The sequence below is a fragment of the Pedobacter borealis DSM 19626 genome, assembly GCF_000708285.2.
Classification (GTDB): Bacteria; Bacteroidota; Bacteroidia; order Sphingobacteriales; family Sphingobacteriaceae; genus Pedobacter; species Pedobacter borealis.
In genome coordinates, this window is sequence record NZ_JAUG01000002.1 from 47,121 (window position 1) to 61,439 (window position 14,319).

Consider the following 14,319-nt stretch of genomic DNA (forward strand, 5'->3'; position numbering starts at 1 on the left):
CTTTAGTTTAAATAATCAAAAAATAAATGCTTTATATTCCTTTGTGAATGACAAGATTCATAAATTCTATGGTTATTAATTAACTGTTCTTTAAAACTAATAATTTCAAGATTACTCTTTTGTAATTCAATTTTATTATTGATTTTCAACAATAAATCGTCTAATTTACCATTAACTATGTAAGCCAACATGCAGCCATTTTTATCTTTAAAATGCCCAGTTAAAAACCTTTCTATTCCTTTTGTTATGTATTCGGTTTGTTGTTGAGATGCGTTAACTTTTGCTCCCGTTGATTTTCTCCATTCAACTGAAGAAATGTTTTTAGCTTCAACATGATATTCTAAATATTCTAACTGTCCCCATTGATTTTTTTGAAAGAAAATATCAATCCTGTTTGAGTTCTTCACCTTTTTTATCGCACTGTAAATATCTTTTTCAACCAATGGCACTTCATAGTTAATAATAAAATCACTTTTAAGATTCCGAAGATGCTGTACAATGTGAGCAGAAATTGATTCTTCTTCCCATTCTGTCGTAAGTAAGTTTTCTTTAATTACTGAACTAAATGATTGAATCAAAAGGCCTAAGCATTTTAATTCAAAACTCAGATTCACTTTATTAATTAAATTGATGTTTTTAGCCATTTCCTTTTGCTATTTCTACTAACAAAGATTTACTATCTTCCATAGCAGCAGTTTGACTCCAAAACCTTCTTTGATTTGGCTTTATGATATACACATCGTCTCCATCAAAATAATTTAATTTTTTCTTGAAATAAAGATTTTTTCTTTCTTCATTCCAAAGTTTTTTATCTAAAATTTTAAGTTCTTGTCTTATATTTTCTTTTGAGATTACTGTTTCTTTTTGTTCACTACCAAAAGATAACTTTACCATATATAAAGGGCACTTATTATCTATTAAATAATGCGTTACTGAAACTTTTAAATCTACATCGTCCAACCAATCGTTGAGCTCTTTGGCTATTCTGTTAATGTAATGATCAATTTTAAAAACTGGTTTTACAGCATCTGAATTTGCTTGTCGTTCAAATAATTCTAAACTGAAATCTAAAGTATCTTGAATAATAATTTGCTCATCTTCTGAGAGTTTTAAAATATCATTATAAATGATTTGGTCAATTTCTTTCTCTAAGTGTGAAATATCTTGAAATAATTTGTTTGATTTCTTGATTGAGATTATTTCAGTTAAAATGTCCGAAATTTTTCCATCTTCTTCTTTAAATATAAATGGCAATTCATCAAATTCATCCGAATTAACTTGATCTCGTTCTATTCCCCAAGACGAAGTAATCATAAATAAGTAATATCTCGAAAATTCAGAATTAATTAAACCAACTATATTTTTCTTGTCCGAAATTTTTAAATTCTCATTGATAATCATACCTGTAGTGGTACAATATGCATCGTAATCAATATAAGAAGCAACAAGTTCTTTATCTTTTTGAAATCTTTTTAAAATAATATATGGCGATTTAAAAAGATTGGCATTAATTTTTCTGTAATATTTGGAATCATTTTTAACAATATTATCTGCATTATTTAAAGTATAGTATCTGCTAATTTTTTTTGCATTAATTATTTTTTCTGGCAGAAAATCTGGATGTTCAGAATCGGAATTTAATCCTGTTCTAAACAAAATTTCATTTTTGCTAAAATATTCTTTTAGACTTATGTACTTTTTATTAATACTTTCAATTAGCTCAAAATCGAAATAACTTCCCCACATTGCGATTTTCCAGATCTTAGATTCTTTCTTCTCACACTCAGCTCTAGGCAAATGCTTTTCATCAGAAGGATCAATAACAATTCCTTCTAAAATATCATTTTTAAGGTAAGTCTTAGGAGCATAGTAACTTATAGTGTCCAGTAAAGTTTTAGGTTTTTCTTTTTGGTAAAAAAGAATGCTTATAGGAACAATTGTTGAGCTAAAAAGTTCTCCCCCAGAGAATTTAGGAGGATTCCTTAAAATCGAAAAATTATATATTTTTTCTACATAGTTTTCATTGAATAACCAATGTCTAAAATTTTGATAGGTCCCTTCATTATTTGTAAGAATTTTGGTATTAAAAATTAAAGCAACTTGGCCATTAGGGGCAAACGATATGGCTTTATGTAAGAACGGCAAAACCATGTCTTTAGCAAATTTTTCTTTACTGCAATAAGCCCTAATATTTTTCTGAATATTTTCAACATCTTTCTTTTCAGAAAGAAGTTCTCCGAATGGAGGATTTCCGACAATTAAATCAAAATTTCGTAATTCCTTGATTTCAGACAAATCAGAAATCGTATCTCTTTTAAAAAGATTATTCCCTTGTTCTTTTAAACCTGTGTCTTCGGGGTCATTAACTAAATAAGGGAATTGAATAGTTTTGTTCCACCAACCAGTCTTCGGATCAAGATTGTCTAATAAAGCCAAATACAAACTAAAAGCCGCAACCTTTATTGATTTTGAATCAAGTTCGATCCCAAAAATATTAGCTTTTAAAATATCAACTAAAACATTAAAATTATTTAGTTTTTTATTCTGCTTATTTTCATAGCGCTTGACTAATCTTTTAAAACTTTGAACCAAGAAAATTCCCGAGCCACAACTTGGGTCTAAAGTTTTTATATTGTATTCTGACTCCCTATTTTTAACAGGTAGCTTTTCGTTTAAAATTAGTTCAACCAATGATGGCGGAGTGTAGAAAGTTCCTGTATCTTTTTTCTCTTTCTTGTCTAGTTCTGATAAGAAATTTTCATAGATTTCACTTAATAACTCGATTCTAATAATACTAAAATCAAATAATTTATCTCTAAATAAAACTGGATTTATCTCATCTATATAACCATCATAAAAGCAGTTCTTAATCAATTCTAAATGCTCTAATGTAATATACTCTTTTTCTTTATCTTCAAAGTTGAAAAGACTTCCGTTAAAATCATCTGCTAATTTTTCAAACAAATTATAGGTTGCTTCAACGTTGTCTAAAATATCAAAAAAGGAATTTGCATTTGGTAAAAAAGACTGATACAATTCTTGAGAAGTTGCTTTTCTGTCCTCCAAATAAAACAAAAACAGAGAACGCATAATCAATTTGTGGATGATGAATTTATTTTTTAGTCCTCTCTTATCTAATGCATTTGCAGTTTTAATAAGGCTTTGGATCAGATATTTATCAACCCTATTTTGAAGTTTAATATTCTTTCTGATTTCGACTGCTTCATTTGAAGACCAGACAAACCCAGTATCGATAGCAATTCTTGAAAATATTATATTTAATAATTGAAGTTTTTCTTTGTCAGTCTGTTTGCAAGAATAAAGTTCTATATTTTCTAAATTATTTACGATTTCATTTTCTCTAGTTTCTTCATTAAAGCCAAATGGCTTTTCAGAGCAATTATAAATTCTGATTTCCGTTTTTGTATAAACGTATAAAAAAAGAACTTTTTGAAAATTCCAACAAATTTTATGGATTTCAGCAATTAATTTTAATATTATAAAATCGAATGAATCAACTTCTTTTAAAAAGATTACTGGTTGATTTTCATTTTCATAAACTTGGACAATACCATATTTTTTTTTTTGAAACAAATTGATATCAAACGATTTGCAGTCTTCCGCAAAATCAATAATATCTAAATCGTTTATTACAGAGTGGTCCATTTTTATTTTATAACTATATTCAGCTGTTTGATATTTACAGAAACCTTTAGCTTCTAAACACGATAGTAAATTAAACTAATAAATTTATCTTAATAATTGTTACTTAAGTTTCTAACAACTAACAAAGATAGCTAAATTACTAACTTTTTTAGCTAAAATTGGCTTTAAAATTTCAGTTTACAAACCTAAGCAAATTCCTCAAAAACTTATCTTAGCTTTGTGTAACTATATTCATAATGATCAAGGAACAGATTTCAGTTTTCGATATTTTTAAAATAGGCATCGGCCCATCCAGTTCACATACCTTAGGCCCATGGCGGGCCGCACAACAGTTTACAGCTTCGCTTGCCCAAAACAGTTTGATTGATGAAATTGAGGGCATAAAAATATTGCTTTATGGTTCGCTTGCCAAAACAGGTAAAGGCCATGGAACTGATGTAGCTATTCTACTCGGTTTAACAGGAGCTGATCCGGTAACTTTTGATGTAGATGCCGTTACACCAACCTTCGAGCGCATCCAAAGAGATAAGAAATTAAATCTTGCTGATCATTTAATTCTTGATTTTGATTACGATAACGACCTGCTTTTTCTTTTTGCCGAAAGTTTGCCCTTTCACCCAAATGCGGTTACTTTTCAGGCATTTTTAAAAGGTGGAAAAGCATTTTCAGAAACCTATTACTCTATTGGTGGCGGTTTTGTGGTAAAAGAAGGCGAAGACAATAGTAAGAAACCACAGGTTGACCTTCCCTTTCCTGTAGAAAAAGCAAAAGACCTTTTACACTGGTGTTTATCTACGGGTTTAAAGGTGAGCGAAATCGTAATGGAGAACGAACTGGCCTGGCGCACTGAAGCAGAGACAAAAAAAGGCATCCTGCAGCATTTTGCGGTTATGCGCGATTGTATTTATCGTGGATGCCATACCACAGGTTTTTTACCAGGCGGTTTAAATGTGGCGCGAAGGGCATTTCCGCTAAATAAACGATTAATTGATAAAAGTGAGTATTCAGATTATAATAGCTGGGTAGAAGCCATTAGAAAAGGCGGAAACGGCTTTAATTATACTTTAGATTGGGTAAGCTGCTTCGCGCTGGCCGTTAATGAAGAAAATGCATCTTTTGGTCGTGTGGTAACTGCCCCTACCAATGGTGCTGCAGGCGTAATTCCAGCCGTATTACAATATTTTATTACCTTTTGCGATGGTTACAGCGAAGAAAAAATCATCCAGTTTATTGCCTGTGCTTCAGAAGTAGGCAGTATTTTCAAAAAAGGAGCAACCATATCAGCTGCTATGGGCGGGTGTCAGGCCGAAATTGGCGTTTCCTCAGCCATGGCTGCAGCAGCACTAACGGAGTGTTTAGGTGGCTCGCAAAGACAGGTTTTAATGGCAGCAGAAATTGCCATGGAACATCACTTGGGTTTAACCTGCGATCCGATTGGCGGTTTAGTACAGATCCCTTGTATCGAAAGAAACACCATGGGCGCCATTAAAGCCATCACAGCCAGCCAGTTAGCCTTACAAAGCAATCCTGATAAGGCAAAAGTAAGTTTGGATGCAGTGGTAAATACTATGTGGGAAACCGCCCTCGATATGAATGCCAAATACAAAGAAACATCTGACGGAGGGTTGGCAACCAATATTCCAATCAGTTTGCCAGAATGTTAATTCAATATTGTTGCATTAAAATGATCGGTTTATTACAAATTTTCTGGCGCCAAATCAACAAGTATTTTTACATTCGCTGACTTTATTAATTATTCATAAAAAAATGATCAACTACACAAAAATCAGTGTGATTGGTTTGGCTTTGTCGTTATCTATATCGGCGACTTATGCGCAAGACAATCTCGTTATTCTTTAAAAAACAACCAAAGCGAAAACAGTGCTTCTTCTTTTAAATTCACTGAAGTGATTAACCTGGCCAATACACCAGTTCAGAATCAAGGATCATCAGGAACTTGCTGGAGCTACTCTACCAACTCATTTTTAGAATCAGAAATGATTAAAGCGGGTAAACAGCCCATAACGTTATCTCAGCTTTTTTCGGCCCGTAACGCTTATGTAGAAAAAGGCAAAAATTACGTGCGTATGCATGGTGCGGTATCATTAGGCGATGGTGGTGCTTTGCACGATGTAATCAATATGTACAGAAAATACGGTGCAGTTCCGCAAGAGGTATATACCGGATTAAATTATGGCACTAAAATTAATAAAACTGCAGAGCTTGGCGATATCGAAAAAGGTGTTTTAGAAGCTGTTGTAAAGAATGCAAATGGCGAGTTAACCCTAAACTGGTTAAAAGCTTATACTGGTGTAATTGATGCTTATTTAGGTACAGTACCAGAGAACTTTACGTACAATGGTAAAAAATACACACCAAAAACTTTCGCTCAGGAAGTGGTAGGTTTAAATGCCGACAACTATGTAGAACTTTCATCGTTCAACGATCATCCTTTCTATAGCAAATTTACCTTATTAGTGCCTGATAACTGGTCTTTCGATCAGGTTTATAACGTTAAAGTAAACGAGTTAACAGACATCATCGATAACGCTTTAAAAGGTGGTTATACTGTTGCATGGGCTACAGATGTAAGCGAAAAAAACTTCAGCTGGAAAAACGGTGTTGCTTTTGTTCCACAAACACCTTTCGCTGATATGACCGTGAAACAAAAAGCAGATATGTTTAACGGTCCGCAGCCAGAGATGGAAATTACGCAGGAGAATCGCCAGCTTGCTTTCGACAACTACCAAACTACTGATGATCATGGTATGCACATTGTTGGTTTAGCCAAAGATCAAACAGGTAAAGAATATTATATCGTTAAAAACTCTTGGGGAGCAAGTAACGATTATAAAGGATATTTATACGTAACCAAAAACTACGTAAAATATAAAACAACAGCAATTTTATTGAACAAAGCAGGTATTCCATCTGCAATTTCTAAAAAATTAGCTTTGTAACTAAACCTAAATCATTAAAGGAGCCGCAGAAGAAATTTTGTGGCTTTTTTGTTGTTAACCACAGAGGAAACCGAGACTTTCACTGAGGGCACTGAGAAACGAGGCGTGTTTCAAGGCTAGAGCTTGGTCTTGACATCTGATCCATCAAATTTCTTAATTTAGTTCACACCTCTAAATAACCTGCTCTGTGTTCTCTGTGCCACCTCTTCGCGCACTCTGTGGCAAAACAAAGGGGACAAATTAAACCAGTCCAGAATAAGTCAGCACCAACCACCATAAACCTGTGGTTCTAAATAACCTACTCTGTGCTCTCTGTGTGCCACCTCTTCGCGCACTCTGTGGTAAAACAAAGAGGCCAAATTAAACCAGGCCTGAATAAGTTAACACCAACCACCATAAAGCCGTGGTGATAAAACACAATAAAATTCCGATTCCAACCACCAGATTGGAAAGCTTCGGATTAAGGTTATACTGATCGGCTACCACACCAGCGGTTACGAGTGTTGGCATAGCCATTTCGAAAATCGTTATTTTGGTAATCATTCCATTCATACCTAAAACAAGTGCCATAACTAAAACTACCAATGGCGCTAAAATCAGTTTATATAATAAAGCAAAGCTGATGTGTTTCAATTCGCTAAACCAACCGCCAAATTTTAATTGTAAACCTATTGAAAACAATGCCAATGGACCAACTGTACCAGATAGTTTCTCAAACAATGGATCAAGTGAAGAACGGTCAATAAAACGCGGGAGGGTCAGCGCTAAAACGCAACCAATAAGCGGCGGAAACGTCAATACTTTTTTCAGCACCAATTTTGGGCTTAACTTTTGATTCTGCGAGGAGCGGATGGCCACAATAACACCAATGGTAGCTAAAAGCATAAAGGTAACCTGATCGCAGATAATGGCGACAGCCAGTTCCTTTTCGCTAAAATAAGCCACAATTAAAGGAAACCCTACAAATGACGTATTACTTAAAGAACTGGTTAGTTTTAACCCGCCGGCAGTGGATTTATTAATATTCCGGATGCGACTATACAGGGTAATAAATAACCAACCAAATAGCCAGACACAAATTGGTGCCAGTACAGGAAAGAATAGATCCTTAGTCCAGGTTATGTGTGGCAGATATTTAAAAGAAACTGCGGGTAGTGCGATATAGATAATCCAGGCATTAATGCCTTTGTGCGCATCTTTGGGGAGCGATTTACTTTTTCTGAAAAGAATCCCGGCTAAAATGCATAAACCTATAATAATGAAGTTTGCCATTGTTAGCGCAAAGATAATTTATAAAAGAAAAACGCCAATAAGAAATGTACTTATGGCGTTTTTAAATAATTTATACAGAAGGTTTTGGTTTTTTCTTTTTGTTCCAAACCTTTTTCTTACCATTATGTTGGGGCCGTTTTTCCTCCACATGCGTAATTTCTATTGCAGCTATGCTTTCTGGCAGTGGCATGCGGGGAACTTCCTTTTCGATTAATTTTTCGATGTTATCGAACTTGCGTTTATCTCTACCGTTAACCAATGTAATGGCCGTTCCTTTGGTTGCAGCTCTTGCCGTACGGCCAATACGGTGTACATAATCAGCCGGATCGCCAGGAACATCATAATTGATCACTAGGTCGATTCCCTCTACATCAATTCCGCGGGATAATACATCCGTTCCGATTAAAATTGGCAATCTCCTGTTTTTGAAAGCCAGTAAAATATCTTCGCGTTCTTTCTGCCCTAAGTCGGAGTGAAAAGCTTCTGCTTTAATACCCAATCCTTTAAAGGTTTTATACAACGCTTTTACTTTTTCTTTGGTCGAAACGAAAATGATACTGCTTTTGTATTGCCCGCTTTTAAAAATATCGGTTAATAAGGCCTGTTTCTGTTGGTCGTGAATGTTATAGGCTTGTTGATCGATCCCCTCAGCAGGTTTAGCTATTGAAATGGTAATCTGCTTCGGTTCGTGCAAAATCTTACCTGCCATGGTTCTTATTTTCGGGGCCATAGTAGCCGAGAATAAAAGTGTTTGCCTTTTCTTTGGCAGGTAGCTAATAATGCGGATAATGTCGTCGTAAAAGCCCATATCCAACATTCTATCTGCTTCATCTAAAATTAAATGCTGCAAATGTTCCAGTTTTAACACACCTGAAGATAAATGTGCCATTAGTCTGCCCGGAGTGGCAATAATAATATCTACACCATTGCGCATAGAACGTTTTTGCTGTTCGTAAGCGATACCATCTCCCCCACCGTAAACAGCTAAAGAACTGATATTGGTAAAATAAGCTAGCGCTTCAACCTGTAAATCGATCTGTTGCGCAAGCTCGCGTGTTGGAGCCAGTATCAAGGTATTGTTGTGCCTATCGGCAGCTTTGCTAATTTTATCCATTACGGGTAAAAGGTAGCTGGCCGTTTTTCCTGTCCCGGTTTGAGCGCAGGCAATCAGATCATGATTATCTAAAATTACCGGGATGGCTTGTTCTTGTATTGGAGTAGCGCTTTTATACCCCATGGCCATTAAGCCCTCGTATAAATCGGGGTTAAAATTAAAATCGTTAAAATTCAATCTATTGTGTTTATGTCTTTTAGCAAAAGTACCTTAAAATACCGCTAATAACAAACGGCATTTTAATATCGATGTGTTAAATGATTTTGAAGGCCATATGTGCAACGCTTTAGATGGCATAAAAACAAAAAAGCCCCGATTGCTATAAACAACCGAGGGCCTGGAAATTATAATAGACGAAACTTAGTCTACCAGAATATCTTTTTCTGGTGTATTCGTTTCAGGGTTTTTAGGTAGGGTAACCTTCAAAATTCCATCAGCGTAACTGGCTGAAATATTTTCTACTAAAACTTTTCCGTTTAGGCCAAAAGCTCTTTCGAAAGTGCCGTTGCTATATTCTCTGCGGCTATACTTTTTAGCCGAATCGGTTTCTTCTTTAGCTTGGTAAGAAATGGTTAATACATCATCTTTGGTAACCACCTTTAAATTCTCTTTAACCAAAGCTGGTGCAAAAAGCTCAATAATAAAGCTGGTTTCTGTTTCTTCAATATTAGCAGGTACTTTTCTAAAGCCCTGGTTAAACATGGCATGTTTGTGGTGACCGAAAGGACCACCAAAGTGCTTTCCAAATCTTCCTTCTCCTGCGCCGAAGCGACTATGCATCTTGCCCGAATGGCATCTATGTTCGTTGTACATTTTGTTTAATTTTAATTGTTATTTATGCTGTTAATTTATCGGCTTAAGCCAATATTAGCTGTAAGCCGCCTGCTCCGTTTTAGGGATGCCCAATAGCTGTGTAATGATATTTGCATAGGGGTATGATGGCGAGAAAACGGCGTAATCAAATTTCAAACCCCTTATCTGAACCAAAATATCATCGATAAATTTCATTGGCTCAAGCAGTGCGCTGATTAATCCCGATTTAGGTTTCTCTTCTTCATCAACCGCCTTTTTCCCTTGAAAAATATTCAATTCCTGATTGTAGGCTTTAAAGTCAGCGCCGATTTGTTCTATAGGGACCTTAAATTCGTCCGAGCTAAAGAAAGTTACCTTCTCCCCTCGGGTAATCAGCTCGTTTGCCATACCCAAAATCGGATTAACATCGGCCTGAGATGGATCGCTTAAAAAAAGTACCTGTGACATAACGTTATCTATTTACTTTGTTTATACTGTCAATAGGCGTAATCATGGTATCGTCCATTTTTCTGCTATGGTGACTGTAACTATGGTTTCTATGATGCTCTTGCTGGCAATCATTATGATAATGCCTGTTTTTAAAATCTAACCGATCGCGGTATCCATTCTGAACGGCCAGTACATTTAAGCTGTAAAAAGTTCCTGCGGCAACAGCCAACGCCAATAATATTCTAAATGCTCTCATGGCGGTTAATAATTTACGTTAATGTTGTTAACTGTTCCATTGCCTTGTACTGTTGGTCTGTACCATTGGTTATCGATCGGTACAATTGGATTGTAATGATTCTCGAAACCGTTAAAGCGGTTCTGGAAATAGTGGCGCCGTCTACCAATAAAAATCCTGAATATTAAACCAATCAGCATGATGGCCAATATAAATTTGAACACGAACGGTATGAAGAAAGCGACTGCACCAAGTACAATCCCGAATCCTATGGTTTTTAATATTTTTTTCATCTTCTATATTTTTTTCGGTAACCAATTCATCCTAAACAAATTGACTAACACATCTTTGTTTTTGTTATTTATATAGGAAGACGAAACAACTTTATTTTTACTTTAAATTATTTTGATTTTTTTATTCGTTAAGGAATTTTGTCATCCTGAATGCAATGAAGGATCTTTTTAAGTGATTAATCATCCTTTCTTTATGTCATCCTGATACGATAGCTATCGGATAGATTCGAAGGATTAATAATGAGTTTGTTAACATCAACCGAATGGAAATCAGTAGAAAGGTCGTCATTTCGACTGAAGTGCAACGGAATGGAGAAATCTTTTAATACAGTTTGAAGATCTCTCCTCCAAAGGAGTTCCTTTGGAACACTACGGTCGAGATGACGATACCTCTCAGAATGATGGCATAGTAAACAAAAAGCCCCGAATTTAATCGAGGCTTCTAAATTATTCCTTATTGCGATGGTGGCCCCATCCGCCACATCTCCGTTTGTATTCTTCTTTGAATTTTGCTCTTTCCTCATCGTTCATCGTCTCCCATTTGGCACGCATGCTCCTTGCCCGCTCGCGGAAGCCATTATGTCCTCCATGGCCACCTTTATTAAAGTTCCCAAAAAGCAACCTGCACAGCACAAGTAAACCGAGGGCTTGCCAATAATTAAGTTTGCCTGCATGTGCCACCTCAGGTAAAATCCAATTCCATAAAAACATAACCACATAACCCAATACCGCTGCAATAAGCACCGCTACGGGTAAAAAGAAAATAAATTTCTTGCGCCGATTAAAATTTCTATTCATCATGTCTCTGCAAATTTAATAGTTAATAAATTCCTGATATAAATTTTGTAAACGGTTACGCAGGTGTTTTACAGCATAACCCTTTCTTGATATTAATGTTTTGATATTCTCTCCGCTTTCATCCGCCAGTTCCTGAAAAGTACGTTCTTCCAATTCGTTCTGAACAAACACGTAACGCTGATTCTCCGGCAGTTCTTCCAGTGCCAAAAACAATTGATCCCAGAATAGTTTTTTTAAACTTTCTTCTTCTGGAGAGTAAGCTTCGGCAAGTAAAATTTCTTTAAAATTGATTTCGCCATCTTCACCTTCGAAAGCGAAATCTTCTAACGATTCTTCTTTTTGTTTACGGTATTTATCGGTGATCTTATTTCTTGCCACCCGATATAGCCATCCACTAATCTGCTCGATGGCGCCAGCCTCGGGTTGATTGCTGAGCTGAAACCAAACATCCTGTAAAATATCTTCCGCATCCTCATCCGTATTCACCCTTCCACGGATGAAACTGAATAAGCGCTTACCATAATTGGCAACCGTTGAAATGATATTTTGAGGTTCGTTTGTTGGCACTAAATTTTGCTTAATAACCCAGTAAACGGATGAAACTCAATATTACTTTAAATTTTCTTTATTTTTTTTTAGGAAATTGGCATTCTCGACCAAAAACAACTGATTTTTAGCGATTTACTACATTCTTCTTTTGAGCAGCCCTTCGTACAGCTTATGATAAGTTGGTGTTGGAATGCCAAGTTTTTCGGCTTCCCGTACAATGTAGCCTGTTAACGACTCAACTTCTGTTTGTGGTTTTTGATTGAGATAATCGCGGTGCATGGACGAGGTAACCTCGTAGGGCATCGATTTCATCGTATTTAATGTTTTGCCCGAAATGTCATCACTAATGGTTACGCCTTTAGTCAGGGCAAGGTTTTTCACTTCTTCAATTAACTTCAGAACAGTTTCAAGATTTTCTTCCAATACCTTTCCAATAGAGCTATCGAAATAAGATGTAGCGGTAGCCGTAGGAGAAATAAATATAAATTTTTCCCAGATGGCGGTAGAGATTTTATCAGAAACCATTACATCGATTCCCGCATCAAGCATTAAATCTTTCAGACGTAAAACCGCTTCGCCTATTAGTCCATCCATACCAAAAGATAGCTTTTGAATATTACCGGAATTTTCGATTATACCCGGCGATTTAATTTTGGAAACGATAAATGCACAGCCTTTTAAAACATTTGCATGAGGTAGGATTTCTAAAATTTCATCACTTGCGCTAACGCCATTTAAAAGTGGCAACAATATCGTACTATGGCTGATTAAGGGTTTTAACTTTTTGATGGTTTGTTTTAAATCGTAGCTTTTCGTGCAGATTATAATAAAATCGGCCACGCCAACTTTACTATAATCATCGGTAGCCAGATATGGCTTAGTTACAAAATTTTCGTTCCCTTTTATTACAGTTAAACCCTTATTTTGGATCTCATTTAAATGTTCGCCACGGGCAACAAAAATAACTTCTACATCATTTCCGTTGCTATATTTCTTAGACAGTAAGCCTCCGAAATATCCACCCACCCCACCAATTCCTACAATAACGATTCTTGTTTTATTTGGCATAATAAACAGATTATTTCAATGCACCCGTTGGGTTATTTCCTTTATCCACTACCGTTTTAATATTCCCCTCTAAATCAGAAACATATATTTTGCTTTGTGTAAAGGGTTTTTCAGCTCCGCTATAAAAAATCCGATCATCGGCCGTAAGAAAAACATAAGGAATGTTTATACCTTTTGGCGAAATCCGTTGTACTTTTTTACTGGCCAGATCTAAAACATAAACTGCTTCACTCGGCCCCGTTAATCCGTCTAAACTATCGGCATTTCCTGCATTAAAAATCAGTTTTTTCCCGTCTTTTGCATAAAAGAAACGGTTGCTACTCGCAATGGAAAATTCTTTCCCAATCAAATCGGCTATCAATTTAGTATCGATTAACTTTCCGGTAATATCAAAGGTGTAAAGCTTGGTAAGATCCTGTCCGATGATTTCCTTTTCATTTTTCCAGGTTGGCGCATAAACATTTATTTTAGATGCACTATCAAGCATCACATATCCAGAGTTATCGGTTTTAATTACACCTATCTTCCATAAGTTTTTGCTCTTAAAAATATTGAAAGCGATCGCAGTTCCATCAGGCGACCACATGGCCTGATAATAATTATTGCTATTTACCTGCAATTTCCCCTGGCTTTTGTTTTCCATGTCGGCAACCCAAATGGATCTGTTCCCGACCGAATCGCTCAGGGTGTAGGCCAGTTTATTTCCATCAGGAGAAATAGCCGGATCGGTAGCACCACCAAACGAAATCTGTTTCATGGTATCGATACTCGTGGCTACAATTTTATCTCCGTCCTGATAGGCTAACGCGAAATTTTTACTACTTAAAGAAACAGTATCTAAAACGGCTTTCGCATTTTCTGCCTCGGATTTATTGCTTTTGCAGGAAGTAATTAATGCAACGCAGGGAATTAAAATAGAAACTAATGTGGTGCTGATTTTCGTCATGTACAATTTTACAAATAGTTTTTGTGTCTGCGGTTTTTGAAGGGAAGCAGAAGCTATATTTTACTTAATACAAACTTTGTGTTGATCGATTTTATCCTTCGCTCTGGTTCGCTTCCTCACAAACCCATAAATCAATGCCCTGTACTTAAATCTAATTTCGGTCTGTGAGGACACAG

14 protein-coding genes are annotated in these 14,319 nt (G+C 35.9%); 2 read left to right on the top strand and 12 right to left on the bottom strand.

Going from position 1 to position 14,319, the window contains the following annotated elements; all coding sequences use genetic code 11:
- Window positions 1-2 precede the first annotated feature (2 nt).
- Window positions 3-644, bottom strand: a complete 642-nt coding sequence (locus AW17_RS01070; RefSeq protein WP_029274228.1) for a hypothetical protein — start codon at window positions 642-644, stop codon at window positions 3-5.
- On the bottom strand, window positions 637-3,666 hold the full coding sequence (locus tag AW17_RS01075; RefSeq protein WP_029274229.1) for an N-6 DNA methylase: 3,030 nt from the start codon (window positions 3,664-3,666) through the stop codon (window positions 637-639). Before AW17_RS01075 ends, AW17_RS01070 begins: the two co-directional genes overlap by 8 nt.
- Before the next feature lie 236 nt (window positions 3,667-3,902).
- Between AW17_RS01075 and AW17_RS01080 the strand changes: the two genes are divergently transcribed.
- Complete coding sequence (locus tag AW17_RS01080) at window positions 3,903-5,330, top strand: L-serine ammonia-lyase (RefSeq protein ID WP_029274230.1); 1,428 nt, start codon at window positions 3,903-3,905, stop codon at window positions 5,328-5,330.
- A 243-nt stretch (window positions 5,331-5,573) separates the two neighbouring features.
- Window positions 5,574-6,626: a C1 family peptidase gene (locus tag AW17_RS01085; RefSeq protein WP_342420869.1), complete on the top strand. Its 1,053-nt coding sequence runs from the start codon at window positions 5,574-5,576 to the stop codon at window positions 6,624-6,626.
- Window positions 6,627-6,986: 360 nt separating this feature from the next.
- On the opposite strand, the gene AW17_RS01090 is transcribed toward AW17_RS01085, so the two are convergent.
- From AW17_RS01090 to AW17_RS01135, 10 genes are all read right to left on the bottom strand, one after another.
- Window positions 6,987-7,898 (bottom strand): AEC family transporter, encoded by a 912-nt coding sequence (locus tag AW17_RS01090; protein ID WP_029274231.1) that lies wholly within the window; start codon window positions 7,896-7,898, stop codon window positions 6,987-6,989.
- A gap of 70 nt (window positions 7,899-7,968) precedes the next feature.
- Window positions 7,969-9,189, bottom strand: a complete 1,221-nt coding sequence (locus AW17_RS01095; protein WP_029274232.1) for a DEAD/DEAH box helicase — start codon at window positions 9,187-9,189, stop codon at window positions 7,969-7,971.
- A 183-nt stretch (window positions 9,190-9,372) separates the two neighbouring features.
- On the bottom strand, window positions 9,373-9,825 hold the full coding sequence (locus tag AW17_RS01100; RefSeq protein WP_029274233.1) for an Hsp20/alpha crystallin family protein: 453 nt from the start codon (window positions 9,823-9,825) through the stop codon (window positions 9,373-9,375).
- Window positions 9,826-9,879: 54 nt separating this feature from the next.
- Window positions 9,880-10,272, bottom strand: coding sequence for a glycosyltransferase (locus tag AW17_RS01105; protein ID WP_029274235.1), 393 nt, complete (start codon window positions 10,270-10,272; stop codon window positions 9,880-9,882).
- Window positions 10,273-10,276: 4 nt separating this feature from the next.
- The gene (locus AW17_RS01110) at window positions 10,277-10,510 is read right to left on the bottom strand and encodes a hypothetical protein (protein WP_029274236.1); all 234 of its coding nucleotides are present in this window, start codon (window positions 10,508-10,510) and stop codon (window positions 10,277-10,279) included.
- 5 nt (window positions 10,511-10,515) lie between these two features.
- Window positions 10,516-10,782, bottom strand: coding sequence for a hypothetical protein (locus AW17_RS01115; protein WP_029274237.1), 267 nt, complete (start codon window positions 10,780-10,782; stop codon window positions 10,516-10,518).
- Between the two features lie 447 nt (window positions 10,783-11,229).
- Window positions 11,230-11,583 carry a hypothetical protein gene (locus AW17_RS01120; protein ID WP_029274238.1) on the bottom strand — a complete coding sequence of 118 codons (354 nt, stop codon included), beginning with the start codon at window positions 11,581-11,583 and terminating at the stop codon, window positions 11,230-11,232.
- Window positions 11,584-11,595: 12 nt separating this feature from the next.
- The gene (locus tag AW17_RS01125; RefSeq protein WP_029274239.1) at window positions 11,596-12,147 is read right to left on the bottom strand and encodes an RNA polymerase sigma factor; all 552 of its coding nucleotides are present in this window, start codon (window positions 12,145-12,147) and stop codon (window positions 11,596-11,598) included.
- Between the two features lie 117 nt (window positions 12,148-12,264).
- On the bottom strand, window positions 12,265-13,197 hold the full coding sequence (locus AW17_RS01130) for a ketopantoate reductase family protein (protein WP_029274240.1): 933 nt from the start codon (window positions 13,195-13,197) through the stop codon (window positions 12,265-12,267).
- A gap of 10 nt (window positions 13,198-13,207) precedes the next feature.
- Window positions 13,208-14,143 carry a TolB-like translocation protein gene (locus tag AW17_RS01135; protein WP_029274241.1) on the bottom strand — a complete coding sequence of 312 codons (936 nt, stop codon included), beginning with the start codon at window positions 14,141-14,143 and terminating at the stop codon, window positions 13,208-13,210.
- Window positions 14,144-14,319 lie beyond the last annotated feature (176 nt).

Bases quoted from the DNA above. Each gene is read 5' to 3' on its own strand.
- AW17_RS01070 (WP_029274228.1), bottom strand. From the start codon at position 644: ATGGCTAAAAACATCAATTTAATTAATAAAGTGAATCTGAGTTTTGAA.
- AW17_RS01075 (WP_029274229.1), bottom strand. From the start codon at position 3,666: ATGGACCACTCTGTAATAAACGATTTAGATATTATTGATTTTGCGGAA.
- AW17_RS01080 (WP_029274230.1), top strand. From the start codon at position 3,903: ATGATCAAGGAACAGATTTCAGTTTTCGATATTTTTAAAATAGGCATC.
- AW17_RS01090 (WP_029274231.1), bottom strand. From the start codon at position 7,898: ATGGCAAACTTCATTATTATAGGTTTATGCATTTTAGCCGGGATTCTT.
- AW17_RS01100 (WP_029274233.1), bottom strand. From the start codon at position 9,825: ATGTACAACGAACATAGATGCCATTCGGGCAAGATGCATAGTCGCTTC.
- AW17_RS01105 (WP_029274235.1), bottom strand. From the start codon at position 10,272: ATGTCACAGGTACTTTTTTTAAGCGATCCATCTCAGGCCGATGTTAAT.
- AW17_RS01110 (WP_029274236.1), bottom strand. From the start codon at position 10,510: ATGAGAGCATTTAGAATATTATTGGCGTTGGCTGTTGCCGCAGGAACT.
- AW17_RS01115 (WP_029274237.1), bottom strand. From the start codon at position 10,782: ATGAAAAAAATATTAAAAACCATAGGATTCGGGATTGTACTTGGTGCA.
- AW17_RS01120 (WP_029274238.1), bottom strand. From the start codon at position 11,583: ATGATGAATAGAAATTTTAATCGGCGCAAGAAATTTATTTTCTTTTTA.
- AW17_RS01130 (WP_029274240.1), bottom strand. From the start codon at position 13,197: ATGCCAAATAAAACAAGAATCGTTATTGTAGGAATTGGTGGGGTGGGT.
- AW17_RS01135 (WP_029274241.1), bottom strand. From the start codon at position 14,143: ATGACGAAAATCAGCACCACATTAGTTTCTATTTTAATTCCCTGCGTT.